Raw genomic sequence first — 23,799 nt, forward strand, 5'->3', positions numbered from 1 at the left:
TGTATGCAATTTGAAGTCAGTGATTTACTCTTTCCGGGATTTACGAAGGATGCAATGAAGAGGCTTGATAAGCAGTATGGTATTGAATTCTTCTATGAGTTCGGCAAGGATTATTATTGGAAACAGCAGGTGGAGGAATGGGGCGAACGTGCGCTTTCGATTCATGCTCCCTGTGTTGCGCTGAATCTTGCTGATTCTAAGCAGAAAAATTATGCCCGTGTTATAGAAAAGACCTTTGCCTATGCGCAAAAATGCAAGGCTGATTTTGTTGTGGTGCATACCAATGAAGCCATTGAGGGTGACAAGGAGCTTTTGCAGGCACGTGTTATTCGCCGTCTGCGTCAGGTTATGAACCTGGGCAAGCGCTATAGCGTTAAGGTGCTTATTGAAAATGTCGGCCTGCGTACTAAAAATAATGTACTGTTTGATTTGCCTGAGTATGTTGCTCTGTTTGATATTTTTCCGCAGGCAGGAGCATTGCTTGATACAGGTCATGCGCATGTCAACGGTTGGGATATTCCTGCGGTAGTAAAGGCGTTGGGCGAGCGTTTAGCGGCCTGCCATGTTCACGATAACGATGGCAGCGGTGACGCTCATCTGCCGGTAGGTCAGGGCGATATTGACTGGAAGGCATATTTCGGCGCTGTCAAAAAGTATGCACCGCAGGCTACGCAGGTATTTGAATACTGCTGCGGCTTTGGCAATACCAAGGATTTGGAAGCGCATATTGCAGAGCTGAAAGCGGATTATAAATTATAACAGGTTATGACTGACAAATAAAAGCATTTAACGGAATCGAATATTGTTTACCCGGATTTTACCTTAAGGTTAATCTGCATTTAATATTCAGAGGCTATACTATGTATAACAAAGATGAATTAAGTCTGCGATATGCGTAGGAGGTAAGCGTTATGCAGGATTTATACCCGATATTGATTTTATTTGCCGGTTGGATGGCTGTAGATTTGCTGGTGTTTTAAACACTGTAAGAAAATTTGTCATTTGCAGAGAGAGCAGGGAAAGCCTTGCTCTCTTTTCGTTTTCTTGGGAATGTATTATCAATTACTCTTTTCAGCGGGCTGTTTTCTTGCTACAATATAGTTAACGAATATAGCGAGGAGGAAAGGTCCATGAAAAAACTGTTTCTTTGTATTCTCTGTCTGTTGATGTGTTCCGTTTGCGCTGCTGCCCCTGCAAAAAAGGTAGTTCTATGGTATCAGGTTCCGGAGGCTGTTTTGGAAGCGCAGAATCTTGAAAATGATGTTGAGAAGGGTAAGACTGAATTTGAAGCCTTCCTCATGGCAAATTACGGCAAGCGTTTTCCTGTACAGATGATTAAGCAGGCTGCTCCGGATAAGGAACTGACTGCCGCAGATGTATCCCTGGTTACCCGTCCTAATTGGGTGCCGGTTGTTGTGAAGCTCAATCTGGCCGGTGTTGGCAGCGGTGAAAAGCTGGTCGGCAAATACAGCACTGTGAAGGTTGCGCTGAAGGAAAGCACCGTTGTAGATGGTAAGCTTTTCAGCTATGATTATGGTATCAAAGAATATGACAGCAGCATGCTGCGTGTAGCTGGTTATGTTATTGCCAGTGAAGATGATCCGCGCATCAATACAAAAAATGCCGTTAATGACTGCATTACCGAGGCTTGCACTTTGAACAGCAAGGTTAACCGCTATGCTGATCCTGCAGCCTATGACAAGGAAAATGCCCGTTACAACGGCGAATTTGAAAAAATTCAATAAAACGTCTGAGAGTGTATCCCGAAATATAGAAAAGCCCGAATCTCCTGAAGAGGTTCGGGCTTTTGTGCTCTTTGTCCAATTGCTGTATTTAAATTAAAGGTAGGAATATATTGATGACTTTTAGTGAGAGAAATATGAGTTGAGTTGTGCTTATCTGTTGTGACCGAAGAATGCTTTTGCTACTTCCGGGAAAGAAATATAGCTCAGCAGGTCTTCCATGCTGGCATTAGGATAACCGTCCTCAGCCAAGCGTTTGCGGAAATTATCCAACTGCGGCGGAATTAAATCCGCGGGGCGGCAGGTGATAGGCTCTGCGTTGCCGATAGCCAGACGCTTAACCTCAGGGTCGATAGGTGCGGGTGTACGTCCGTATTTACCTAAAACTAAATCCTTAACTTCGCGAGGAATCATCTTATAGCGGCCCAAGGCTACGTTCAGTACTGCCATGGTGCCCACAATCTGACTGGTAGGTGTTACCAGCGGCGGATAGCCTAATTCCTTACGCACGCGGGGCATTTCCTCGAGCAGCTGCGGATATTTATCGGCAACGCCCATTTCCTTCATCTGGTTGAGCAGATTGGAAAGCATACCACCGGGGATTTGGAAGGTAAGTACTTTCGGATCGATAGGAATGTTGGTGTTCAGGTTGAAATCATCTACCAGATCCTTTTTGACACCTTTGAAGTAATCTGCCAAATCATGCAGAAGCGGCAGGTCAATGCCGGTGTCGTATTCTGTGCCTTGTAATGTTGCTACCAAAGATTCGGTACATGGTTGGCTGGTAGAGCAGGCGAAGGGTGAGAGCGCAGTATCAACAATATCTACGCCTGCTTCGATAGCCTTCAGATAAGTCATATCACCCATACCGCTGGTAAAGTGAGTATGTAAATCAATCGGCACATTAATTTCAGCCTTCAATGCTTTAACCAGGTTATAAGCATCATAGGGACGTAAAAGTCCTGCCATATCCTTAATGCAGATGGAGTCGGCACCCATCTGTACAAGTTCTTTGCCAAGCTGCACAAAATTTTCATCTTTATGGTAAGGGCTGATGGTATAAACGATACAGCCTTGAGCATGTCCGCCAGCTTCTTTGGTGGCGCGCATTGCGGTTTCCAGGTTGCGGGTATCGTTCAAAGCGTCAAAGATACGGATGATGGAAACGCCATTATCTACAGAGCGTTTAACAAATTCAGAAACAACGTCGTCGGCTAAATTGGTGTAGCCAAGAACGTTCTGACCACGCAGCAGCATTTGAATCGGGGTGTGCGGCAGATTCTTCTTCAGCAGACGCAGGCGCTGCCAAGGATCCTCATGCAGGAAGCGCAGGCAGGAGTCAAAGGTTGCGCCTCCCCAGGCTTCAACGGCATGGTAGCCGGCGTTATCAATTTTCTCCAGCACGGGCAGCATATCAACGATGCGCATACGTGTTGCGGCGATGGATTGGTGTCCGTCACGCAGGACGGTTTCTACGATTTTTACAGGTTTGTTTGCCATGCTCTTGCCTCCGGTTAGTTGAGATGCATTGCCGAAGCAAGCAGATTTACTTTAAGGGTACGTACGCTTGTCCAGGGTTCAATTCTGATGAAATCTTTTACATTGCTCATGATAGTTACCTCCGTAAGTTTGAATAAAAAGTCTTGCTGATGTTAATTAGTCGTTCAGACCAAGCAGTTGAAGTTTTAAAGCACGAACGCTTTTCCAAGGCTCGATTCTGAAGTATTGTTTTGCGTTATTCATGGTAGTTACCTCCGTAAGTTCAAATATGTTTTTCGTTGATGTTAATTAGTCGCTCAGACCAAGCAGTTGAAGTTTTAAAGCACGAACGCTTTTCCAGGGCTCGATTCTGAAGTATTGTTTTGCGTTATTCATGGTAGTTACCTCCGTAAGTTCAAATATGTTTTTCGTTGATGTTAATTAGTCGCTCAGACCAAGCAGTTGAAGTTTTAAAGCACGAACGCTTTTCCAGGGCTCGATTCTGAAGTATTGTTTTGCATTATTCATAGTAAAATCCCTCCGTAAAATAAAACATGATTTTTAAAATTTGTATGGATAACAGCTACTGTGTATTTTTCTTTATGCTTGTTTAGCAGCTGTTTTTTGAACTGACTAAAATATACCACGGATAATAAGATAAATCAATTTTATGGAATTAATAAGCATATAAATCTGATTTATAATAAAGCGCAAAGAAAAGCAGCCGAAGGGCAAACCCTCAGCTGCTGTATTTTTCTTCATATAATGTCATTGCCGGAAAAGCTTGATGAATTCGATGACTGCGTTAGGAACGTAAACATTATGTGGTAAAAGCAGAGAATATTTTCTTTCTGCCTGCTTAGACTGCAGCTTGAAAAAGCGCAGAGAGGTTTCGTTGCCGGTTACCAGCTTGTCGCTGATAAAAGTAGCGCCGATACCATGCTCCGCAAGCTGAAAGGCTGTGACGAGCTGCGGCACCTTGACCTTTATACGTGGCAGAATTTCTGCTTCTTCAAACATTTTGAGCGTGCGCATGCCAAGGTTGACATGGGCGTCGATACGGATGAAGTTGTAGTCCGTGAATTGATGTAAGTCAACACTGGGACAATTTTCCGATAGGTGGATGCCGTGTCTGACTTCTATTGCGCTCAGGCTATCATCCAGTAATTTATCGCTGAGCGCGAAGGTTTGCGGAACGGCGAGCAGGATATGGTCTGAAAAAGTAGGATAGCTGTCAAACTCTTGTACTACGTCTTCATCACAGCTGAAGGTGAAATCAAGCTCGTTATTTTTGAGCATTTCAATGAGCATATCAGAGCTTGTTTCTGCCATTGTAATGTTGATGTTGGGATAGAGAATGTTGAATTGGGCTATGTATGATGGCAGGAGATAAGCATTCATATAATGCGTGCCGCCGATTTTCAGATCACCGCTTTTTAAACCATGAATATCATCAATCTGCTGCTTGAGCTGCTGCTCCAGCAGCATTTCCTTTTTGATGTGCTGCAGATACAGTTCGCCGATGCTTGTGAGTGTGAGCGGTCTTTGACTGCGGTTAAAAATGGCAGCACCTATTTCCTGCTCCACTTTTTTGATAGCTATGCTCAGTGCAGGCTGAGTAATGAATAACGCTTCTGCAGCTTTAGAAAAACTGCCGCATTGATAGACCTGGTAGATATACTTTTTTTCTAGCTCCATACTATAAATCTCCTTTATAGAAACATTAATTCTATAAAATTGATTATACACTAGATTGATGTTATAGTAAAGGCAGGTCAAGAAAGACTGCTGCTAAAGTACAGGATAATGACATACAGATACTTTAATGTATGTGGTTTCAGGCGGTCTTGATTAGAGAAAAAGCATGAGGAGGTCAGAGGATGGCTTTAATGTATCAGGTATCAACCCTGCAGGCTTTAGCAAAGGGTGATTTTTATGGCAATGCAACAATTGAAGAACTGCTTACCAACGGCGATATAGGCTTAGGTACTTTTGAAGCGGTTGATGGTGAAATGATTGTACTTGATGGTGTCTGCTATCGGGCGAAAGCAGATGGTACAGTAGAGATTGCTGCTGCAGACGCTGCGACGCCGTTTGCTTCTGTGACGTATCTCAATAAGAATATAGCTTTTGAGCTGGAGAACATCGCTGATATGAGCGAGCTTCTGGCTAAGCTGGACGAGGTTGGCAAAGCTCATGGTGAGAACAATATCTACGCTTGCCGTATAGATGGGTATTTTAACGAAATTTACGCGCGTTCTGAAAAGAAGCAGCATAGCGAGCCTTATAAAACATTTGCTAAGGTTTTGGAAACAGATCAGCGTGAGTTTGAATTTAAAAATGTCAGCGGCAGCCTCGTTTGCGTATATTTTCCGCAATATATGGATGGCTTGAATGTTGCAGGCTGGCATGTGCATTTTATTTCTGATGACAGAACTATGGGCGGTCATGTTTTTGACTGCTCCCTGCAGGAGGGCAAGGCTTATATGGGCAGAACCGAAGGCTTTAACTTCCTGATTCCTAAAACAAGGTTTTTTCAAAAGCTTACTCTTACTGATGTTTCCAAGGAGGAAATTGAGAGTGTGGAGAAAGCAGGCAATAAATAATAAATTTGCAGCCGATGCTGCGTATGGAGGGTAAAAATGGATAAGCAAGAACAAGTTGAACAATTAACAAACTATGTAGCACATTTTGTAGCGCACACCGCTAAGGTTTTACCTGACGATGTTATCGCTAAGCTGGATGAGCTGGCAGAAAAGGAAGACAGCCCGCTGTCTAAAACTATCTACCAGACCATGAAGCTGAACCAGAAGCTGGCTAAGGATCTGAATCGTCCCAGCTGCCAGGATACCGGCGTTATGCAGTTCGTAGTAAGATGCGGCACCAATTTCCCGCTGATCAACGAGCTGGAGGTGCTGCTGAAGGAAGCTGTTGTTCGCGCAACTCAGCAAGCTCCGCTGCGTCATAACAGTGTAGAAACCTTTGATGAATACAACACCGGTAAAAATGTTGGCACCGGTACTCCTACTATTTTCTGGGAGATTGTGCCGAACAGCGATGAGCTGGATCTGTATACTTATATGGCCGGCGGCGGCTGCAGCCTGCCCGGTAAAGCAATGGTGCTGATGCCCGGTGCCGGTTATGAAGGTGTAACCAGATTCGTGTTGGACGTTATGACCTCCTATGGCTTGAATGCCTGCCCGCCGCTTCTGGTAGGTGTTGGCGTTGGTACTTCTGTAGAAGTAGCTGCTCTGCATGCTAAAAAAGCATTGATGCGTCCGATTGGCAGCCATAACCCGAACAAGAATGCAGCACTCCTGGAACAACTGCTGGAGGATGGCATCAATAAAATCGGCCTTGGTCCTCAAGGCTTAGGCGGCAAATATTCCGTTATGGGCGTTAACGTAGAAAATTCTGCACGTCATCCGTCTGTAATCGGTGTTGCTGTAAATGTTGGCTGCTGGTCTCATCGTCGTGGCCATATCGTATTCGACAAAAACTTAAACTACAAAATTCTTTCTCATAGCGGGGTGACTTTATAATGTACGAAGTAATTGATGGCAAAAAGGTTTTAACTACTCCTGTAAGCGCAGAAGACTTAAAGAATATTCATATTGGTGACATTGTTTATCTGAATGGTGACATTACCACCTGTCGTGACGTTGCACATCGCCGTGTCGTAGAATATGGCCGTGAGCTGCCAGTTGATGTTAAGGATAAAGCAATTCTGCATGCCGGTCCGATTATCCGTCCCTTGGGCGATGACAAATTTGAAATGGTATCTGTTGGTCCTACCACCAGCATGCGCATGGAAAAATTTGAGAAAGAGTTCGTTGAAAAAACCGGTGTCCGCGTTATCGTCGGCAAAGGCGGCATGGGCCCCAACACTGAATATGCTTGCAAAAACTTTGGCGCTATTCATTGCGTATTCCCCGCAGGCAACGCTGTTGTGGCAGCAACTGAAGTGCAGGAAATTGTGGATGCCAACTGGCGTGAGCTGGGTATGCCGGAAACTCTGTGGAGCTGCCATGTAAAAATGTTTGGCCCGCTGATTGTTTCTATCGACAGCTATGGCAGAAACTTTTTTGAAGAGCAAAAGGTAATTTATAACCAACGCAAGGAAGAAGTATATAACGAGATTATTCCACACGTTAAATTTATTAAATAAAGATAAAATAGCTGTGGATTTATCAGATTCAGGAGAAAAGAAATGAAACAGATATTATCTATTGTCGCACACAATCGTCCTGGTGTGTTAATGAGGGTTACGGGACTGATTTCCCGTCGTGGCTATAATATTGACAGCTTAACCAGCGGCAGTACGCAGGATCCGGAATATGCACGTATGACCATCGTACTGGATGCGGACGAGCTGACAATCGAGCAGGTCTGCAAGCAGTTGGCTAAGCTTAGCGAGGTAGAACGCATTAAGGTGCTGCATCGTGAAACGAGCGCACTGCGCAGTATGCTGCTGGTCAAGGTACACGCCGGCGAAAAGCAAATGGAGGTGCTGCAATTAGCAACAGCCTTCCGTTCCCATGCTATTGATGTTACCGGCAACAGCATGACCTTTGTCAACACAGGTGATGAAGGCAAGCTGTGCGCCTTTGCCAATGCTCTGCGCCGTTATGGTATTGTCGAAATGGTGCAGACTGGAATCGTTGCTTTAGAACGTGGCGATGAAGCATTGGAAGTTAAAGAATCACGCTATGAATGGCCTCATGCCGAAGAAGCGTAAGAAAGGAGTATAACACTATGCAGCTTACTGGTGCGGAAGTTATGGTGAAATGCCTTGAGGAAGAAGGCGTTTCGACAATTTTTGGTTATCCCGGTGGTGCTATACTGCCGTTTTACAACGCGCTGCGTGATGTAAAAAATATTAAGCATGTACTGACAGCGCATGAACAGGGAGCAGCGCACGCTGCTGATGGCTATGCACGTGCCAGCGGCAAGGTTGGCGTGTGCTGTGCTACCTCCGGTCCCGGTGCGACGAATCTTGTAACAGGTCTGGCAAATGCATTTCTTGATTCTATTCCTGTAGTAGCTATTACCGGACAGGTAAAAAGCAGCATGATCGGTCATGATGCCTTCCAGGAGGTAGATATTACCGGTATCACTATGCCGATTACGAAGCAAAATTTCCTGGTCAATAAGCCGGAAGAATTGGCGCAGACCATGCGCCTGGCTTTTCAGATGGCGAAAAGCGGTCGTCCCGGCCCTGTGCTTGTAGATGTAGCGCATGACGTGCAGACGAGCATGATGGAATATCATGCGAGCAAGCTGCGCGAGCTGCCAGTTGCTATGCCGCAAAAGGATTTGGTTGCTGCAGCTGTAGCTGCGCTGAACAAGGCTGAACGTCCCGTGATGCTGGTTGGTGGCGGTGTAGCTATCTCCGGTGCGGAATACGAAGCTGTGCATCTTTGTGAAAAAATGCATCTGCCTGTAGCCAGCACGCTGATGGGCTTGGGCTGCATCAGCTCCTACCGTGAACAATTTTTGGGCATGAGCGGCTTGCATGGACATGAGCGTGCCAACAATGCTGTCGCTAATGCGGATGTTGTTCTGGCAGTAGGTACACGCTTTAATGACCGTGTAACAGGTGACCGTGATAAATACAGCGCGCATAAAACAATTATCCATATTGATATTGATCCTGCTGAGCTGAATAAAAATATTGCCAGCACGATTGATATTTCCGGTGATATGCGTACTATTTTGAAGATGCTGGACAAAGGCTGCAAGGGACATGATATAAAAGCATGGTGGGATACAATCATGACCTGGCCCGGTATGGATGAGGATTACGGCAATAATGCCGCACCGCTCTTTATTGAAGCTCTTAATCCTGTCCTGAAGGGCAAGGACTATCTTTTGGCAACGGATGTAGGACAGCATCAGATGTTTACGGCACAGCATCTGAAGGTTGAATATGCACGCCAGCTGATTACCAGCGGCGGACTGGGAACAATGGGGTTTGGTCTGCCGGCAGCTATGGGTGCAAAGCTTGCCCGTCCGGAAACAAAAGTTATCTGCATCAGCGGTGACGGCGGCTATAAAATGACAGGCAGCGAGCTGTTTACATTAGCAAGCAATAATATTCCTGTAGTTTCCGTTGTTTTCAATAACAGCGGTTTGGGCATGATCCGTCAGCTGCAGACGGTGCAGTTTAATAAACGCTTTATGGCCTGCGAATGTCCCGGCTATGTTGACTTTGTAAAATATGCGGAAGCCTTCGGTTTGGAAGGAGAGCATGTTGCTACACCGGAAGACTTTGCTGCTGCAGTAAAGCGCGGTTTAGACAAGGACCATACTTATGTAATTGAGGTTGATATCGATCCTAAGGATATGGTAGTACCGATGGTTGCGCCCGGTAAAGGCGTAGACGAATTCGTCCGTGGCCTTGGGGAATAATTAAAAGGTAAGCACAGATATATAACGCAAAAGTCCGAATCTCTTCAAGAGGTTCGGACTTTTGTGTTATAATAATAGCAATGGTATGTTACAAGGAGGTGCAGCATGCTTAAGCTTATGCGTTTACTTACAATTGTATGTCTGTTTTTCGGCTTGGGTACGATGACATATGCAGCGTCACCTAATCCGGTAAGCTCTGCCTATATGCAGAGTTATTTTACAACAATCGCGGCAGCATCCTGTCTGGGTGTTTATCTGCCGTATACTTCTCAGGAGTTTGACTATCTGCGCAGCTATGGTTGGCAGATTGAAAGCCAGCAGGGAAATGATGGCAAGGTGGAGCTGAATTATGCTGTAGCCAAAAATTATTTTCCGCAAGTTAATAAGCAAATATATCTGGTAACCTTTCGCGGCAGCGCCAGCAAGAGTGATTGGAAGATTAATCTTGCAACCAAAAAGGTTAATTACGGCGGTTCTACCTTAGCGGAGATGCAGGAGCTGGCAGCGCAGCCTGTGCCTAAGGATGGCGCGGCAGTGCATGCAGGCTTTAACAGCTATGTGGATGCTGTGCTGCGCAGCGGCGTAGTTGACGAGAACGGCAAGCTGAGAGGGCTGTTCAAGCGCGTAAGCGAGGATTCTGATGCTTATCTTGTGCTTACAGGTCACAGCCTTGGCGGAGCGACAGCGACGCTGCTGGGCGAGCGTTTAGCGAGCCTGGGAATGCCTAAGGAAAAGTTCGTTGTTATCACCTTTGGCGCTCCGGCGATTGGCAACAGTGCCTTTGCGGAGCAGTACGGTGATAAGATTAAGCTGCTGCGTATCAGCAACACGGCGGACCCTGTGCCCGGAAGCCTGCAGACTTTTTTCGGCGGCTATAAGCAGTTCGGCGAGCCTGTGAAGTACAGCCTTTCCAATAAAATCAGCAATCTGCAGCATGCTATGGCTATGTATTTTGATTACAGCATCAGCGAATACTATAAAGAGCGTGACAAAGAGATAAGCATGGGACGCCTGGAGCCTGTTACGGATAGAAAAATTACGCAGCAGCCCGTGGTAGCTGTTTGGGTAAATACCTCCGACAGTCTGAAAAAGCTTGCCTATGTAACGGATATCAAGCGTTTTGTGCTTGACGAATATCGCAAAATGCTGCCAAGCTATATTATTATGGAACGCAATCTGCCGAAGGATGCCTACACAAAGCAGGATTTGCTGAAGCTCAGCAAAGAGGCCGGTGCGGAATATATGCTGGTCTGCGGCATGGATGGCAGTCAGGCTCCCAAGGATGGTTATTGGTATCTGACGTTGGAACAGGCTTTGGTTGATAAAAACGGGCGCATGCTGGCGCTTGGCAGCTTCGGCCGTAAGGTATCACCGGCTGTAGGCAATATTCAGGCTGTTGGCGAAAACCTTTGGCAGGCACGCGAAGCCTTGTGTGAGCAGCTGCCGTTTATCGTAACGCAGCATGAAGCTGACTTAGGATATTAGAATGTTGAAATAGTGGAGGATGAGGATATGGATTTAAGTGAATTGGAGGGCGAGCTGGCAAACTGTCAAGCCTGCCCCTTACGTCAGGATGCTATTGCTCCCGTAGGCTGGTACGGTAATCCCGAAAGCCCGATTGTGTTTGTAGGAGAGGGCCCGGGCCAGGTCGAGGATGATTACGGCTGTCCGTTAATCGGTCCGTCCGGACAATTGCTGGACAAGGCTCTGTGGGCAGCCAAGATGACGCGTGACAGAGTATTGACCACGAACGTGATTAAATGCAGACCGAAGAATAACCGTACACCGGATATTGCCGAAGCAGATTTTTGCGCTAAGCAGTGGCTGAAGCGTGAGCTGGAGATTATTAAGCCGAAGGTAATCGTGGCCTTGGGCAGCGTGGCGCTGCATTGTCTGGGCCGTCCCGATATGCGCATTACGCGCGACCGCGGTATGTGGTTCCGCACGGAACAGGGCTTTGACTGCATTGCTACCTACCATCCGGCGTATTTGCTGCGTCAGTACGGCAAGCAGCTGGTAGCATCCAAATGGGATGTATTCCATGATCTGGAGGCGGCACGCGAGCGTGCTGCGCTGTTGGCACCGGGTTATCAATTTATGTCTGAAGAAAAGACGGAGCTGTTTAAAATTTTTAAGAAACGTGTACGCTGAAAAGCAAGCTGTTGCAAATAAAAAAGCGTTCTGCCGTAATTTTGCGGCAGAACGCTTTTTGTGTCTTATACTTATGATATTAAATAATCTTAGTGGTCCAGTCTTCAATGTTCCAAACCTTATCTACCCAATCCTCGTAGAATTCCGGTTCGTGGGAAACAAGCAGAACGCTGCCCTTGAATTCCTTCAGCGCACGCTTTAGCTCGTCTTTTGCGTCAACATCGAGATGGTTGGTAGGTTCGTCCAGTACCAGCCAGTTGACATCCTTCAGCATCAGCTTGCACAAACGCACTTTGGCAGCCTCACCGCCGCTGAGGACGAAAACCTTACTAGTGATGTGCTCGTTAGTCAGACCGCAGCCTGCGAGTGCTGCACGCACCTCGTAGTTGGTCAGGCCGGGATATTCGTTCCAAACATCATCGAGAGCAGTATTCTCGTTCTTTTCGCGCTCTTCCTGCTCAAAATAGCCGGGCTCCAGAAATTCACCCAGTTCAACCTTGCCGCTGACAGGCGGAATGATGCCTAAAATAGTTTTCAGCAGGGTGGTTTTACCTAAGCCGTTGACACCGCGGATAGCAATTTTCTGACCGCGTTCAAGATTAAAGGTAACAGGGCGGGTGAGAGGGCTGTCGTAACCGAGTACTAAATCCTTCGCTTCTACGATGAAGCGGCTGGGGGTACGTGCTTCGGTGAATTTGAAGGTCGGTTTCAGCTTTTCACGCGGCTTTTCGATCATTTCCATCTTATCGAGCTTGCGTTGACGGCTTTTTGCCATATTGGTGGTAGCAACACGCGCTTTGTTGCGGGCGATGAAGTCCTCCAGCTTAGCAACCTCCTGTTGCTGACGCTCGTAGGCTGCAGCCTTCTGGGATTGATAGATAGCATACATTTCCTGGAATTTATCGTAGTCGCCGCTGTAACGGGTAAGCTCGCAGTTTTCCAGATGATAGATGACATTGACAACCTTGTTGAGGAAGGGAATGTCATGGGAAATCAAAATGAAGGCATGCTCATAGTTCTGCAGGAACTTGGTGAGCCATTCGATATGCTCAACGTCCAGATAGTTGGTAGGCTCGTCCAGCAGCAGAATTTGGGAGTTCTGCAGCAGCAGCTTAGTAAGCAGAACCTTGCTGCGCTGACCGCCGGAAAGCTCGCTTACGTCTTTATCAAGACCGATGCTGCCAAGACCGAGGCCGTTGGCAAATTCTTCGATTTTGCTGTCTAAGGAATAAAAACCGCTGTGCTCCAGCTCAGACTGGATTTCGCCGACGGTGTTCATCATTTTATCAAGCTCTTCGGGAGAAGCATCGCCCATTTTATCGTACAGCTCCAGCATCTGCTGCTCCATAGCATACATGCCGTCGAAGGCAGTGCGCAGAACTTCGCGGATGGTCATGCCCTTTTCCAGGGTACTTTGCTGGTCCAGATAACCGACGGTAACCTTGCCGGGCCATTCAACCTTGCCTTCGTCAGGCAGTACGTGACCGGTTACGATATTTAAAAAGGTGGATTTGCCTTCGCCGTTAGCGCCGACAAGACCGACGTGCTCACCGCGCAGGAGCTTAAAGGAAACGTTTTCTAAAATCTGGCGGCCGCCAAAGGAGTGGGAAACATTGGTGACGTTTAAGTAGCTCATAAAAACCTCGCTTTATTAGTTTAGTTTTGGTATAATGATAATGGTTTTACGAACGTCGGCTGCCCCTCAAGGGAGTTGGGAGCTATGCGAATGTACGAAGCCTTAAGTTTTATGATTGCTTTCGGCATTCTTATTGCGACCATTATCTTGGCGTGTAAGTAACATTACATAAAAAGAAAAAGACCGACTAAAGCAAGCCAGCCTTTTCTTAACTTAAAGAATTAATTGGGAAGAGCTGACGGGCTCAATCGTCAGACCAACCTACATATATTATAACAATCAACAATGCTTTCGTCAACGATAGAGGAGGAAAATAATTATGCTGCAAGGAAATAAAAATGATATTGAAAAGCTTCTGCCGTATGTAAGCGAGCGTTTGCAAAAAGCTTTGGCTTACGTTGCTGCGACTGATTTCAGCAAGGTAGAAAACGGAGAATATGAAATTGACGGACGCAATGTTTTTGCCCGCGTCAATACTTATGATACCGAGCCTAAGGCTGAACGCCGTCCGGAAAAGCATAACGATTATATTGATGTACAGTTTGTTGCTCGCGGTGAGGAAGTAATTTGGTATACACCGCTGACAGCTGATTGTGTAGAAACAGAAAATAAAGCAGAAAAAGAAGATGTAATTTTTTATGCTGACCCGCAGGAGAAGAACTGCGCAGTATTAAGTTCCGGTGATTTTGCAATTTTTTTCCCGTGGGAATTGCACAGACCGAATTGTTCTGTAGAAAAAATCGCCAGCAACGTACAAAAAATCGTAGTTAAGGTAAAAGCCTAAAACACGCATGGTTGAGCGGTTTTTGCTGCTTAAACAAAGCGGTTTGACGACTTTGAAAAACTTTTTCTGAAAAAATCATAAAAAAGTTTAAAAAAAGTGTTGACAAATGCGTGTGGACTTAGTATAATAACACTCGTGATGTTGAACAACACAAAACATCACGAAATATTCCCCGATAGTTCAGCCGGTAGAACACCTGACTGTTAATCAGGGCGTCGTAGGTTCGAGTCCTACTCGGGGAGCCACCTGGCCGGTTGGTCAAGCGGTTAAGACACCGCCCTTTCACGGCGGTATCGGGGGTTCGATTCCCCCACCGGTCACCATTTTCGGGCGCTTAGCTCAGCTGGGAGAGCGTCTGCCTTACAAGCAGAATGTCAGCGGTTCGATCCCGTTAGCGCCCACCACGTAAATTCAGCACTTCATGCAAATGGAGTGCTTTTTTTCGTTATGTGGCTAACTTAATGTCTGCCAATTAGCAGACATTAGCTGCGTATATTTTTATTATAATCAATAACAGGATGCGAAGCTGAGGCATATGCTTGCGCATCCTGTTTTACTTTGGGAGCGTTTTTTAAGCTTGTCATAGGACTTGAGTTTAGTAATCGGCTTAAACGAATCCGGACTACTGTGCTTCGATTTGTAATTTTCTCGGCGCTGTTTCCGAAAAAAATTTTCCTAGACAGTGAATTTTGCTGTTTTGACCATAAATTTTCCCGCCTCACTATAAATTTTCCTGAAAATATTATATAATAAGAAGAATGCTGTTAAAAGGCATTTTTAAGTGCGCTGTATTGCAAAATATTTGCAAATTGTAGGCGCATATTTGCGTTAAGCGCTTGCATAGTGCGAGAAATAATTTTATAATAGGGTATGGAATTCATACTAGAAATGTGGGAATTAAAATTTTGAGAAGCAGTTCTTCCGGATTGCTTCGATTGGAGGATAAATATGGCAGAGAATTTATTAGAGGTAAGAAATCTCGTAGTCAATGTAGAGGACAAAGAGATTCTGCACAATATTAATCTTGATATTAAGCCGGGTGAAACTCATGTGCTTATGGGACCTAACGGTGCAGGCAAATCCACCTTGGGTTATGCGCTGATGGGTAATCCCAAATATACCGTAAAGGGCGGCAGCATTAATTTTGCCGGCGAAGACATTACCAAACTTGCCGTAGATAAACGCGCTAAGGCAGGTCTGTTCCTTTCCTTCCAGAATCCGCTGGAGGTTCCCGGCATCAGCCTGAGCAGCTTTTTGAAAACTGCTTTGGAGCAGCAACGCGGTGTACGCATCAAGGCCTGGGATTTCCGTAAGGAACTGCGTCAGGCTATGGCTTTGCTGCAGATGGACAGCAAATATGCCGAGCGTGATCTGAACACCGGCTTCAGCGGCGGCGAAAAGAAGAAGGCAGAAATTCTGCAGCTTTTGATGCTGAATCCTAAGCTGGCAATTCTTGACGAAACAGACAGTGGTCTGGACGTTGACGCAGTGAAGATTGTTTCCCAAGGCATCAAAACCTTCCAGGAGCATCGTCAGGGCGCATTGCTGATTATTACTCACAATACTAAAATTCTGGATGCTTTGCATGTTGACCATACTCATATTCTGGCTCAGGGACAGATTATCAAAAATGCCGGTCCGGAGCTGGTTGATGAAGTCAGCAAAAATGGCTTTGAAAAGTTTTTGCAGAATAAGGAATAACTGGTGGGGAAAATATGGAAGAAAAAACCTATGTTGATGATATAGACAGAAGTCTTTACGACTTCCGTAACGAGGATAAGGACGCTTACCGCATTCAGGAAGGCCTGACACGTGAGATTGTTGAAAAAATTTCCCGTGAAAAGCATGATCCGGAATGGATGCTGGAATTCCGTCTGAAATCCCTGGATATTTATAATAAGCTGCAGGTGCCGAACTGGGGACCTTCTATTGATGGTCTGAATATGGATAACATCGTTACCTATGTACGTCCGAATACGAACATGCAGGGTAAATGGGAGGATGTTCCCGAAGACATTAAGGATACCTTTGATCGTCTGGGTATTCCTCAGGCAGAGCAGAGCAGTCTGGCAGGTGTAGGCGCACAGTATGATTCCGAGGTTGTCTATCATAATGTGCGTAAAGAGGTAGAAGAACAGGGCGTTATTTATACTGATATGGAAAGCGCTTTGAACGGACCTTATGCGGAAATGGTGCATGAGCATTTTATGAAGCTGGTGCCTCCTACCGACCATAAATTTGCCGCACTGCATGGCGCAGTGTGGTCCGGAGGTTCCTTTGTTTATGTACCGAAGGGAGTAAGCGTGGCTATTCCGCTGCAATCCTACTTCCGCTTAAATGCGAAGGGCGCAGGCCAGTTTGAGCATACGCTGATTATTGTTGACGAGGGCGCAGACCTGCACTTTATCGAAGGCTGCAGCGCACCGAAATATAACGTTGCCAACCTGCATGCAGGCTGCGTTGAGCTGTTTATCGGCAAAAATGCTAAGCTGCGTTATTCTACGATTGAAAACTGGTCGAAGAATATGTACAACCTTAATACCAAGCGTGCTTTGGTTGAAGAGGGCGGTACTATTGAATGGGTTTCCGGCTCATTCGGTTCGCATGTTTCCTATCTCTATCCGATGAGTATTTTGAACGGCACCGGCGCGCACAGTGAATTTACCGGCGTAACCTTTGCCGGTCACAGCCAGAACCTGGATACAGGCTGCAAGGTTGTGCACAATGCACCGAAAACTACTAGCATTGTCAACACACGCTCTATTTCCAAGAGCGGCGGCATCAGCACCTTCCGCAGCAGCGTAGTTGTTACCAATAAGGCTAAGCAGGCCAAATCTTCTGTTTCCTGCCAAAGCCTGATGCTGGATAATATTTCCCGTTCCGATACCATTCCCGCTATTGATGTGCGTACTGCCGACGCGGATATCGGACATGAGGCAAAAATCGGCCGCATCAGCGATGACGCAGTGTTCTACCTGATGAGCCGCGGTATCAGCGAGGAAGAAGCAAGAGCGATGATTGTCAGCGGCTTTGCGGATAATGTTTCCAAAGAATTGCCGTTGGAGTACGCTGTTGAGATGAACAACCTTATTCGCCTGGAAATGCAAGGCAGTATAGGTTAAGGAGGAGCAGCATGATAGAAGAATTAGTAATAAATCAGTTGCCTGCTCCGACCTGGAACAGGTTAAAAATGAATGAAACAAAGCTGTCCGGTCTGGAGCTGCCGCAGGATATCTGTGAACCGCGTGTAGCTTTGGAGGGCAGTGTTTGCCTGAATAAAAGCAAGGGCAGCAACTGCTGCGGCTGCAGCGAAAAGGCTCAGTGTGCAGTACATGGCACTGATTTTGCCAAAATAGCAGGCGGTGTCGGTGAAGCAATGAGCAGTCTGGGCGAAGGCCAAAAGCTGCGTCTTGTTGCTGACGCAGGCAAGAGCGTAGCTGCTGTTACTTTGCGTTATGCCGATAATACAAGCTGCTATAATCAGATTGAAATCGAAGCTAAGCCCGGCAGTGAGGTTACTGTGCTGATGACCTATATCTCTACAGCGCAGGCTAAAGGTCAGGCAAGCATTCAGACTAAGATAGACGTAGCTGCCGGTGCTAAGGTTAAGCTGGTGCAGGTGCAGCTTTTAGGTAGAGATTTCCTGCATATCAATGACGTTGGCAGTGAGCTTGGCAACAATGCTGCCTTTGAGCTTCTGCAAATCCAACTTGGTGCAGATAAAATCTATAATGGCGTACGCACCGAGCTTCTCGGTGACGGCAGTGATTTCAATGCTGCTATCGGTTATTACGGCCGCCATGGACAGACTGTGGACATGAACTTTATCGCCAACCATTACGGCAAAAAGACTACCTGCGAAATGACTGCAGACGGCGTGCTGCAGGGTGGTGCCAAGAAAATTTACCGTGGCACGATTGATTTCAAAAACGGCAGCGCCGGTGCGATTGGTGACGAGAAGGAAACAGTATTGCTGTTGAGCGACGACGTGGTTAACCAGACGATTCCGCTGATTCTGTGCAGCGAGGAGGACGTGCAGGGCAACCATGGCGCCAGCATCGGCAAGCTTGATGACGAATTATTATTCTACCTGTGCAGCCGCGGCTTCAGTGAGCAGGAGGCTGTTGATATGATGGCCAAGGCGAAGATTGATGCTTTGTGCCGCAAGATTGATGACGAGGATACTGTGCAATTGGTACAGCGTTATCTGGAAGGAGTGATGGCAGATGGTGAATGATAAGGATTTACTGTCCTTTGATTATAAAAAGGATTTTCCTTTGCTGGCAGCTAACGATGTTGCTTATTTGGACAACTCTGCTACCACACAAAAGCCTGCCTGCGTTATTGAGGCAGAGCGTGATTTTTATCTCAAACACAATGCTAATCCATTGCGTGGCTTGTATGACCTGGCAATGCAGGCAACCGATATTTATGAGGATGCACGCGTTGCTGTGCAGAAATTCATCAATGCCAAGAGCGAGCAGGAGATTATTTTTACCCGCAATACTACGGAAAGCCTGAATCTGGTAGCTTACAGCTACGGTCTGGCTAACCTTAAGCCCGGTGATGAAATCGTTACGACGATTATGGAGCATCACAGCAACATGCTGCCCTGGCGCATGGTTGCGCAGCAGACCGGTGCTGTAGTAAAGTACATTGAATGTGCTGTTGACGGCAGCATCAGCGATGAGGCTATTGACGCTGCTGTAACCGAAAAAACTAAAATCGTAGCGATGGCAGAGGTTTCCAATGTTTTGGGACGTCTGAATCCTGTTGCCAAGGCTATTGCCGCTGCGCATAAGGTTGGCGCTGTTGCTGTGATTGACGCAGCGCAGAGCGCACCGCATATGGCGATTGATGTGCAGAAAATGGACGCTGATTTTCTTGCTTTCAGCGGCCACAAGATGCTCGGACCTATGGGCATCGGTGTGTTATACGGCAAAAAGGCATTGCTGGAGGCTATGCCTCCGTTCCTGAGCGGTGGCGAGATGATCAGCTTTGTAAGCCGTGACGGCCAGGAATATGCGCCGTTGCCGCACAAGTTTGAAGCTGGCACGGTAAATGCTGCCGGTGCTGCCGGACTGCATGCTGCTATCGAATATATCAACAGCATCGGCTTTGAGGTAATCGAAGCGCGCGAAGCAGCGCTGACGAAATTAGCCTTTGATGCTATGCAGAATATTCCCGGTGTGCATATTATCGGCGGCAAAACTGCGGAAGAGCATAAGGGTATTCTTACCTTTACGGTAGAAGGCGTGCATCCACATGATATCGCTGCAATTCTTGATGCTGACGGCGTAAATGTACGTGCCGGCAATCATTGCGCTCAGCCGCTGCTGGACCACCTTTGCACCGGTGCTACTGCCCGTGCAAGTCTGGCCTTCTACAATTCGGCAGCAGATGTAGAGCGCTTCATCAGCAGCTTATCTACAATAAGGGAGAGAATGGGCTATGGCAGATAATAGAGCCTTTTATAACGAAATTTTAATCGACCACAATATGCATCCCGGTCATAAGCATGATTTGCCTGATGCAGACGTAGAGATGCGCGGCTACAATCCCAGCTGCGGTGATGATATCACCATGAAGTTGAAGCTTGCCGACGGCGTGGTTGTTGACGGTGCCTTTCAGGGCAGCGGCTGTGCAATCAGCCAGGCAAGTGCTGATATGATGCTGGACCTGGTTATCGGCAAGAGTGAGGAAGATGCTTTGCGCCTTGCTGATATTTTCCTGCGCATGATTAAGGGCACTGCCAGCGAGGAAGAGATTGACGAGCTGGAGGAAGCAGGTGTGCTGCAGGATGTATCCCACATGCCGGCGCGCGTTAAATGCGCCGTGCTTGGCTGGCATACACTGGAGCAAATGCTGGATAAAAAGGCATAAGTTAATTAACGGGCAGCTTTCGCACAGGTGGAGGCTGCCTTTTAATATATGCAGGTACAAAATAAAGTTATCGGCGTTCTTGCCAAAAGCTTGTTTTTGCTGTTAAATAAGAGTAGACGTGTTTATGAGGGAGATGAAGCAATGCTGACCAAAAGCTTTATTGAATTTTTATATGATGCAGCGCATATCCAGCGCTGGAATGAGCATATCCGTCCCAGCGGCTTTACAGAGCTTGATAAGCAGGCTCATAAGATGATGATTATGTATGTGCTGGCCCGCCATGAGGAGGATGACCATGGTGCGCAGCTCAACTGGCGTCTGCTGATTGAGGGCGGTATTTTTGAGTTTTTGCAGCGTAACGTGCTGACTGATATCAAGCCGCAGATTTTCCATGAAATGATGCGTGTTTATGGCAAGGAGCTTAATGCCTGGGTTTATCAGGAGCTGCGGCGGCGGATTCCTGATATTCAGGAAGATTTTATGGAAAAAATGCAGCTTTATTTTGAGGACCCGCAATACTGCGCTATGGAAAAAAAGATTTTACGCGCTGCCCATTATCTGGCAACCAAATGGGAATTTGAGCTGATATATCACTTTAATGAGGGTATTTACGGCAGTGAGGATACCAAGGCTGTTATAGAAAACGAGCTGGAGGATCATTACGACTTGGCGGCAGTAAAGAAGCTGGCGCTGAAGGGTAAGAGCAGCAAGTTTATCGATCTTGTCGGCCAACTTCGCTTCCAAAAGCGTTGGGCGCAGTCGCCGCGTGTTCCTGAAACCTCTGTTATGGGGCATGTACTGCTGGTAGCGATTATGGGTTATTTTTGCGCAGTTAAGCTGGGAGCCTGTGATGAGCGTATCGTGGGCGATTTCCTCTGCGGCCTTTTCCACGATTTGCCGGAGGTGTTGACACGCGATATTATTTCACCGGTCAAACGCAGTGTACCGGGCCTTGATGAGCTGATTAAGCGTATGGAAGAGCGTATGGTAGCTGAAAAGATCCTGCCGCTCTTGCCTTATACCTGGCATGAGGATATTCTGTATTATACGCAGGATGAATTTTCCAATCGTGTCAGAATTGACGGCAAGGTAGTACATACGAGTATTGAAGAGATTAGCAGCAAGTACAACAAGCCGGGCTTCCATGCAATTGACGGCAGTGTGCTCAAAGGCTGCGATAATCTTTCGGCCTTTGTAGAGGTGTGGCTGTCGCGTCGCTATGGCATAACCTCCAAGCATATGGAGGAGGGCGAGCGGGCTATTCGCGAGCAGTACAAGAATAAAATTATTGGTGGAATTGATTTTGGCAGAGTATATGACGAGTTTCCTGTGATAGACTAAAGTAAAACGCCGGTGGCTTTGCCGGCGTTTTTGTTGTAAATAAAGTGATTTTGTAAGTAAAAAAGCTTCTGAATATAAGAAAAGTTACAAAAAATTCTGTAGACAGTGAATAGTGTACACGATATAATAAAAGTACGGATATGGGGTTATATCCTTTTGGAAAGCAAGGAGGCTTGATTATGAATATTTTTGAAATGGCCCAAATTCCACTGAATAAAGCGATTGAAACAATGGAGCTTGATGCAGGCGCAGCAGCTATTATTGCGGTTCCCGAACGTACTTTGGAAGTTTCTATTCCTGTAAAAATGGATGACGGTACTACAAAAGTATTTACCGGCTATCGCAGCCAGCACAGCACAATCCTTGGCCCCGCAAAGGGCGGCGTACGCTATCATCAGAATGTAAGCATGGATGAGGTAAAGACGCTTGCCTTTTGGATGACCTGTAAATGTGCCGTAGCCGGTTTGCCGTATGGTGGCGGTAAGGGCGGTATTATCGTAGATCCGTCTAAGCTTTCGAAAGCAGAGCTGGAGCGTCTGACGCGCGGTTATATAGATAAAATTGCACCGATTATCGGTGAAAAACGTGATATCCCGGCACCTGATATGAATACTAATGCTCAGATTATGGGCTGGATGATGGATGAATACAGCAAGCTTACCGGTCAATATGAGCCCGGCTTTATTACAGGCAAGGCAATCAGCGTAGGCGGCTCCTTGGGACGTACTGCTGCTACCGGACGCGGCGTTGTTGTTGCGGCACTGGAAGCACTGAAGCTGAAAGGAATTCAGCCGCATGAGGCAACCGCTGCTGTTCAGGGCTTCGGTAATGTAGGCAGCTGGACTGCCAAGCTGTTCTGTGATGCAGGCGTTAAGGTTATTGCCTTGAGTGATGTTTATGGCGCTATCTTTAAGGCAGATGGCTTTGATTGCTATGATGTAGATGCTTACGTTAAGAAAACAGGCAGCATAGTAGGCTATCCGGGCAGTAAAGCGATTACCAATGCTGATTTGCTGGCGATGGAAGTTACTGTGCTGGCACCCTGCGCTATTGAGCTGCAGCTTACTGCGGAAAATGCAGCTGCTGTACAGGCCAGCATTATCTGCGAGGGTGCCAACGGACCGACTACACCGGAGGCTGACGATATTTTGGAGGCTAAGGGCGTTATGGTTATCCCGGATATTCTGGCTAATGGCGGCGGTGTAACTGTAAGCTATTTCGAATGGGTACAGAATCTGTATCGTTACTTCTGGCCTGAAGAAGAAGTTATTGAAAAGCAGAACGCATTGATGCGCAAGGCCTTCAAGGCTGTTTATGAAAAGGCAAAGCAGTATAATGTGCCGTTGCGTGTTGCCGCTTACATGGTTGCTCTGGGAAGCCTGGAAGAAGCAATGAAAATCAGAGGCATGGTATAACTGCTGAATTTCGTTTAATAATATAAAATAATATGAGCTCCTGCCTAGGCATTGTGCCTTGGCAGGAGTTTTAGCATTGTGGCTGTATTGTCGACTCACTGTAAAGTGAGCATACAAAAAACTGCATCACCGGAAGGGGATGCAGTTCAGAGTGGGCTTTGTTGTGTATTTACCAGCTACGGGACGAACCGCCGCCACCGCCGCTGCCGCCGCCGAAGCCTCGGCCTCCTCCTCCGCCGCGACCACCGCCGCGGAAAATCAGCAGCAGTAATATGCGCGTGAAAAAGCCGCCCAATAAAAGATTATCCACAATAAGAAAACCGATGACTCCTAGTGCCAATAGCAAATCATCCAGGCCGGAGCCGGTATTTTTTTGCGGTTGGGAAGCGGGAGCTTGATATTTTACACCGCTCAGCTCCGTATTATAGCCTTGGGCAATTTTGGCTGCGGCAGCCTTGTAGCCCTGCAAAATACCTTTGCTGTAGTTACCGTCCTTGAAGTAAGGAATCATATACTGATCCTGGATGCGTCCTGTAAGACCATCGGGCAGCGAGCCCTCCAGACCGTAGCCTACTTCAATGCGTGAGCGTCTGTCCTTAACGGCGACAACAATGAGCGCACCGTTATTCTGCTCCTTGCTGCCAATGCCCCATTGGCGCAGCACTTCCAGAGCGTAATCCTCAATAGGCTCGCCGTCTAGCGTGTTGATTGTCAGTACTGCCAGCTGTGCTGTTGTTTTGTTGTCAAGCTCAGCGCCCAAACTGAGCATTTGCTGCTTATCCTCTGCGGAGATGACACCGGCGTTGTCCTGTACGTAAATGCCGCTGCCGGCCGCCGGACGCGGCGGAATGGCAGGTGCGGCGCCGGCGTAAGCGGCAAAGAAGGTCTGCAAGATAAGCAGCAGGCAGATTATAAAACGTTTCATTATTATCCCTCCGTCAGCAGCTTGCAGCTAGC

General features: G+C 46.9%; 22 protein-coding genes and 3 tRNA genes. 21 read left to right on the top strand and 4 right to left on the bottom strand.

From position 1 onward, the window contains the following. Positions 1 to 3 precede the first annotated feature (3 nt). Positions 4 to 759, top strand: a complete 756-nt coding sequence (locus KAH19_RS06915; protein WP_210683974.1) for a sugar phosphate isomerase/epimerase — start codon at positions 4 to 6, stop codon at positions 757 to 759. Positions 760 to 1,130: 371 nt separating this feature from the next. Then, the gene (locus KAH19_RS06920) at positions 1,131 to 1,745 is read left to right on the top strand and encodes a hypothetical protein (RefSeq protein ID WP_210683975.1); all 615 of its coding nucleotides are present in this window, start codon (positions 1,131 to 1,133) and stop codon (positions 1,743 to 1,745) included. 150 nt (positions 1,746 to 1,895) lie between these two features. On the opposite strand, the gene KAH19_RS06925 is transcribed toward KAH19_RS06920, so the two are convergent. Continuing rightward, positions 1,896 to 3,242, bottom strand: a complete 1,347-nt coding sequence (locus KAH19_RS06925) for a pyruvate carboxylase subunit B (RefSeq protein WP_210683976.1) — start codon at positions 3,240 to 3,242, stop codon at positions 1,896 to 1,898. A 747-nt stretch (positions 3,243 to 3,989) separates the two neighbouring features. Then, positions 3,990 to 4,919: a LysR family transcriptional regulator gene (locus KAH19_RS06930; protein WP_210683977.1), complete on the bottom strand. Its 930-nt coding sequence runs from the start codon at positions 4,917 to 4,919 to the stop codon at positions 3,990 to 3,992. Positions 4,920 to 5,101: 182 nt separating this feature from the next. Here KAH19_RS06930 and budA point away from each other — a divergent pair, with 182 nt between their 5' ends. The 7 genes from budA to KAH19_RS06965 all read left to right on the top strand — a co-directional run bounded on the left by budA (position 5,102) and on the right by KAH19_RS06965 (position 11,783). Beyond that, the gene (budA, locus tag KAH19_RS06935) at positions 5,102 to 5,827 is read left to right on the top strand and encodes an acetolactate decarboxylase (RefSeq protein WP_210683978.1); all 726 of its coding nucleotides are present in this window, start codon (positions 5,102 to 5,104) and stop codon (positions 5,825 to 5,827) included. Positions 5,828 to 5,863: 36 nt separating this feature from the next. Then, on the top strand, positions 5,864 to 6,763 hold the full coding sequence (gene ttdA / locus KAH19_RS06940) for a L(+)-tartrate dehydratase subunit alpha (protein WP_210683979.1): 900 nt from the start codon (positions 5,864 to 5,866) through the stop codon (positions 6,761 to 6,763). After that, entirely contained in the window at positions 6,763 to 7,389 is a 627-nt protein-coding gene (gene ttdB / locus KAH19_RS06945) for a L(+)-tartrate dehydratase subunit beta (RefSeq protein WP_210683980.1), read from the top strand. Before ttdA ends, ttdB begins: the two co-directional genes overlap by 1 nt. A gap of 42 nt (positions 7,390 to 7,431) precedes the next feature. Beyond that, positions 7,432 to 7,959 (top strand): acetolactate synthase small subunit, encoded by a 528-nt coding sequence (ilvN, locus tag KAH19_RS06950; RefSeq protein WP_210683981.1) that lies wholly within the window; start codon positions 7,432 to 7,434, stop codon positions 7,957 to 7,959. 17 nt (positions 7,960 to 7,976) lie between these two features. Next, positions 7,977 to 9,632 carry a biosynthetic-type acetolactate synthase large subunit gene (ilvB, locus tag KAH19_RS06955; RefSeq protein ID WP_210683982.1) on the top strand — a complete coding sequence of 552 codons (1,656 nt, stop codon included), beginning with the start codon at positions 7,977 to 7,979 and terminating at the stop codon, positions 9,630 to 9,632. 105 nt (positions 9,633 to 9,737) lie between these two features. Beyond that, the gene (locus tag KAH19_RS06960) at positions 9,738 to 11,117 is read left to right on the top strand and encodes a lipase family protein (RefSeq protein ID WP_210683983.1); all 1,380 of its coding nucleotides are present in this window, start codon (positions 9,738 to 9,740) and stop codon (positions 11,115 to 11,117) included. Between the two features lie 27 nt (positions 11,118 to 11,144). Beyond that, positions 11,145 to 11,783, top strand: a complete 639-nt coding sequence (locus KAH19_RS06965; RefSeq protein ID WP_246869325.1) for a uracil-DNA glycosylase family protein — start codon at positions 11,145 to 11,147, stop codon at positions 11,781 to 11,783. A gap of 79 nt (positions 11,784 to 11,862) precedes the next feature. Here the strand turns inward: KAH19_RS06965 and KAH19_RS06970 are convergent, their stop codons facing one another. Next, positions 11,863 to 13,419 (bottom strand): ABC-F family ATP-binding cassette domain-containing protein, encoded by a 1,557-nt coding sequence (locus tag KAH19_RS06970; protein ID WP_210683985.1) that lies wholly within the window; start codon positions 13,417 to 13,419, stop codon positions 11,863 to 11,865. Between the two features lie 90 nt (positions 13,420 to 13,509). Here KAH19_RS06970 and KAH19_RS11095 point away from each other — a divergent pair, with 90 nt between their 5' ends. The 12 genes from KAH19_RS11095 to KAH19_RS07025 all read left to right on the top strand — a co-directional run bounded on the left by KAH19_RS11095 (position 13,510) and on the right by KAH19_RS07025 (position 22,842). Next, entirely contained in the window at positions 13,510 to 13,581 is a 72-nt protein-coding gene (locus tag KAH19_RS11095; RefSeq protein WP_371816701.1) for a putative holin-like toxin, read from the top strand. Between the two features lie 157 nt (positions 13,582 to 13,738). Beyond that, positions 13,739 to 14,203, top strand: a complete 465-nt coding sequence (locus tag KAH19_RS06975; protein WP_210683986.1) for a YhcH/YjgK/YiaL family protein — start codon at positions 13,739 to 13,741, stop codon at positions 14,201 to 14,203. Positions 14,204 to 14,372: 169 nt separating this feature from the next. Beyond that, a tRNA-Asn gene (locus KAH19_RS06980) sits at positions 14,373 to 14,448 on the top strand. 3 nt (positions 14,449 to 14,451) lie between these two features. Beyond that, positions 14,452 to 14,526: transfer RNA gene (locus tag KAH19_RS06985), tRNA-Glu, on the top strand. Between the two features lie 5 nt (positions 14,527 to 14,531). Further along, positions 14,532 to 14,607: transfer RNA gene (locus KAH19_RS06990), tRNA-Val, on the top strand. A gap of 544 nt (positions 14,608 to 15,151) precedes the next feature. Then, positions 15,152 to 15,904, top strand: coding sequence for a Fe-S cluster assembly ATPase SufC (gene sufC, locus KAH19_RS06995; RefSeq protein WP_009145555.1), 753 nt, complete (start codon positions 15,152 to 15,154; stop codon positions 15,902 to 15,904). A gap of 14 nt (positions 15,905 to 15,918) precedes the next feature. Continuing rightward, positions 15,919 to 17,325: a Fe-S cluster assembly protein SufB gene (gene sufB / locus KAH19_RS07000; protein ID WP_009145554.1), complete on the top strand. Its 1,407-nt coding sequence runs from the start codon at positions 15,919 to 15,921 to the stop codon at positions 17,323 to 17,325. An 11-nt stretch (positions 17,326 to 17,336) separates the two neighbouring features. Beyond that, the gene (locus KAH19_RS07005; RefSeq protein WP_210683987.1) at positions 17,337 to 18,440 is read left to right on the top strand and encodes a SufD family Fe-S cluster assembly protein; all 1,104 of its coding nucleotides are present in this window, start codon (positions 17,337 to 17,339) and stop codon (positions 18,438 to 18,440) included. Then, positions 18,430 to 19,665 (top strand): aminotransferase class V-fold PLP-dependent enzyme, encoded by a 1,236-nt coding sequence (locus KAH19_RS07010; RefSeq protein ID WP_246869326.1) that lies wholly within the window; start codon positions 18,430 to 18,432, stop codon positions 19,663 to 19,665. Before KAH19_RS07005 ends, KAH19_RS07010 begins: the two co-directional genes overlap by 11 nt. Further along, positions 19,655 to 20,086, top strand: coding sequence for a Fe-S cluster assembly sulfur transfer protein SufU (gene sufU / locus KAH19_RS07015; protein WP_210683988.1), 432 nt, complete (start codon positions 19,655 to 19,657; stop codon positions 20,084 to 20,086). The genes KAH19_RS07010 and sufU overlap by 11 nt, the downstream gene beginning before the upstream one ends. Positions 20,087 to 20,227: 141 nt before the next feature. Next, positions 20,228 to 21,427, top strand: a complete 1,200-nt coding sequence (locus tag KAH19_RS07020; protein ID WP_210685514.1) for an HD domain-containing protein — start codon at positions 20,228 to 20,230, stop codon at positions 21,425 to 21,427. Between the two features lie 179 nt (positions 21,428 to 21,606). Continuing rightward, positions 21,607 to 22,842, top strand: coding sequence for a Glu/Leu/Phe/Val dehydrogenase (locus KAH19_RS07025; protein WP_210683989.1), 1,236 nt, complete (start codon positions 21,607 to 21,609; stop codon positions 22,840 to 22,842). 169 nt (positions 22,843 to 23,011) lie between these two features. Here KAH19_RS07025 and KAH19_RS07030 read toward each other — a convergent pair whose 3' ends face one another. Beyond that, the gene (locus tag KAH19_RS07030) at positions 23,012 to 23,767 is read right to left on the bottom strand and encodes a YgcG family protein (RefSeq protein WP_210683990.1); all 756 of its coding nucleotides are present in this window, start codon (positions 23,765 to 23,767) and stop codon (positions 23,012 to 23,014) included. Positions 23,768 to 23,799: the final 32 nt, after the last annotated feature.

Origin of the sequence: Phascolarctobacterium sp. Marseille-Q4147 (genome assembly GCF_017968825.1) — a bacterium.
Lineage (GTDB): Bacteria > Bacillota > Negativicutes > Acidaminococcales > Acidaminococcaceae > Phascolarctobacterium_A.

Excerpts from the sequence above, each read along its gene's own strand:
- KAH19_RS07030 (WP_210683990.1), bottom strand. The coding sequence starts at position 23,767 with ATGAAACGTTTTATAATCTGCCTGCTGCTTATCTTGCAGACCTTCTTT.
- KAH19_RS06975 (WP_210683986.1), top strand. The coding sequence starts at position 13,739 with ATGCTGCAAGGAAATAAAAATGATATTGAAAAGCTTCTGCCGTATGTA.
- ilvN (WP_210683981.1), top strand. The coding sequence starts at position 7,432 with ATGAAACAGATATTATCTATTGTCGCACACAATCGTCCTGGTGTGTTA.
- KAH19_RS06915 (WP_210683974.1), top strand. The coding sequence starts at position 4 with ATGCAATTTGAAGTCAGTGATTTACTCTTTCCGGGATTTACGAAGGAT.
- KAH19_RS06960 (WP_210683983.1), top strand. The coding sequence starts at position 9,738 with ATGCTTAAGCTTATGCGTTTACTTACAATTGTATGTCTGTTTTTCGGC.
- KAH19_RS07005 (WP_210683987.1), top strand. The coding sequence starts at position 17,337 with ATGATAGAAGAATTAGTAATAAATCAGTTGCCTGCTCCGACCTGGAAC.
- KAH19_RS06965 (WP_246869325.1), top strand. The coding sequence starts at position 11,145 with ATGGATTTAAGTGAATTGGAGGGCGAGCTGGCAAACTGTCAAGCCTGC.
- KAH19_RS06930 (WP_210683977.1), bottom strand. The coding sequence starts at position 4,919 with ATGGAGCTAGAAAAAAAGTATATCTACCAGGTCTATCAATGCGGCAGT.
- KAH19_RS06970 (WP_210683985.1), bottom strand. The coding sequence starts at position 13,419 with ATGAGCTACTTAAACGTCACCAATGTTTCCCACTCCTTTGGCGGCCGC.
- ttdA (WP_210683979.1), top strand. The coding sequence starts at position 5,864 with ATGGATAAGCAAGAACAAGTTGAACAATTAACAAACTATGTAGCACAT.
- sufB (WP_009145554.1), top strand. The coding sequence starts at position 15,919 with ATGGAAGAAAAAACCTATGTTGATGATATAGACAGAAGTCTTTACGAC.
- KAH19_RS07025 (WP_210683989.1), top strand. The coding sequence starts at position 21,607 with ATGAATATTTTTGAAATGGCCCAAATTCCACTGAATAAAGCGATTGAA.
- KAH19_RS06925 (WP_210683976.1), bottom strand. The coding sequence starts at position 3,242 with ATGGCAAACAAACCTGTAAAAATCGTAGAAACCGTCCTGCGTGACGGA.
- KAH19_RS07010 (WP_246869326.1), top strand. The coding sequence starts at position 18,430 with ATGGTGAATGATAAGGATTTACTGTCCTTTGATTATAAAAAGGATTTT.
- ilvB (WP_210683982.1), top strand. The coding sequence starts at position 7,977 with ATGCAGCTTACTGGTGCGGAAGTTATGGTGAAATGCCTTGAGGAAGAA.
- KAH19_RS07020 (WP_210685514.1), top strand. The coding sequence starts at position 20,228 with ATGCTGACCAAAAGCTTTATTGAATTTTTATATGATGCAGCGCATATC.
- sufU (WP_210683988.1), top strand. The coding sequence starts at position 19,655 with ATGGCAGATAATAGAGCCTTTTATAACGAAATTTTAATCGACCACAAT.
- ttdB (WP_210683980.1), top strand. The coding sequence starts at position 6,763 with ATGTACGAAGTAATTGATGGCAAAAAGGTTTTAACTACTCCTGTAAGC.
- budA (WP_210683978.1), top strand. The coding sequence starts at position 5,102 with ATGGCTTTAATGTATCAGGTATCAACCCTGCAGGCTTTAGCAAAGGGT.
- sufC (WP_009145555.1), top strand. The coding sequence starts at position 15,152 with ATGGCAGAGAATTTATTAGAGGTAAGAAATCTCGTAGTCAATGTAGAG.
- KAH19_RS06920 (WP_210683975.1), top strand. The coding sequence starts at position 1,131 with ATGAAAAAACTGTTTCTTTGTATTCTCTGTCTGTTGATGTGTTCCGTT.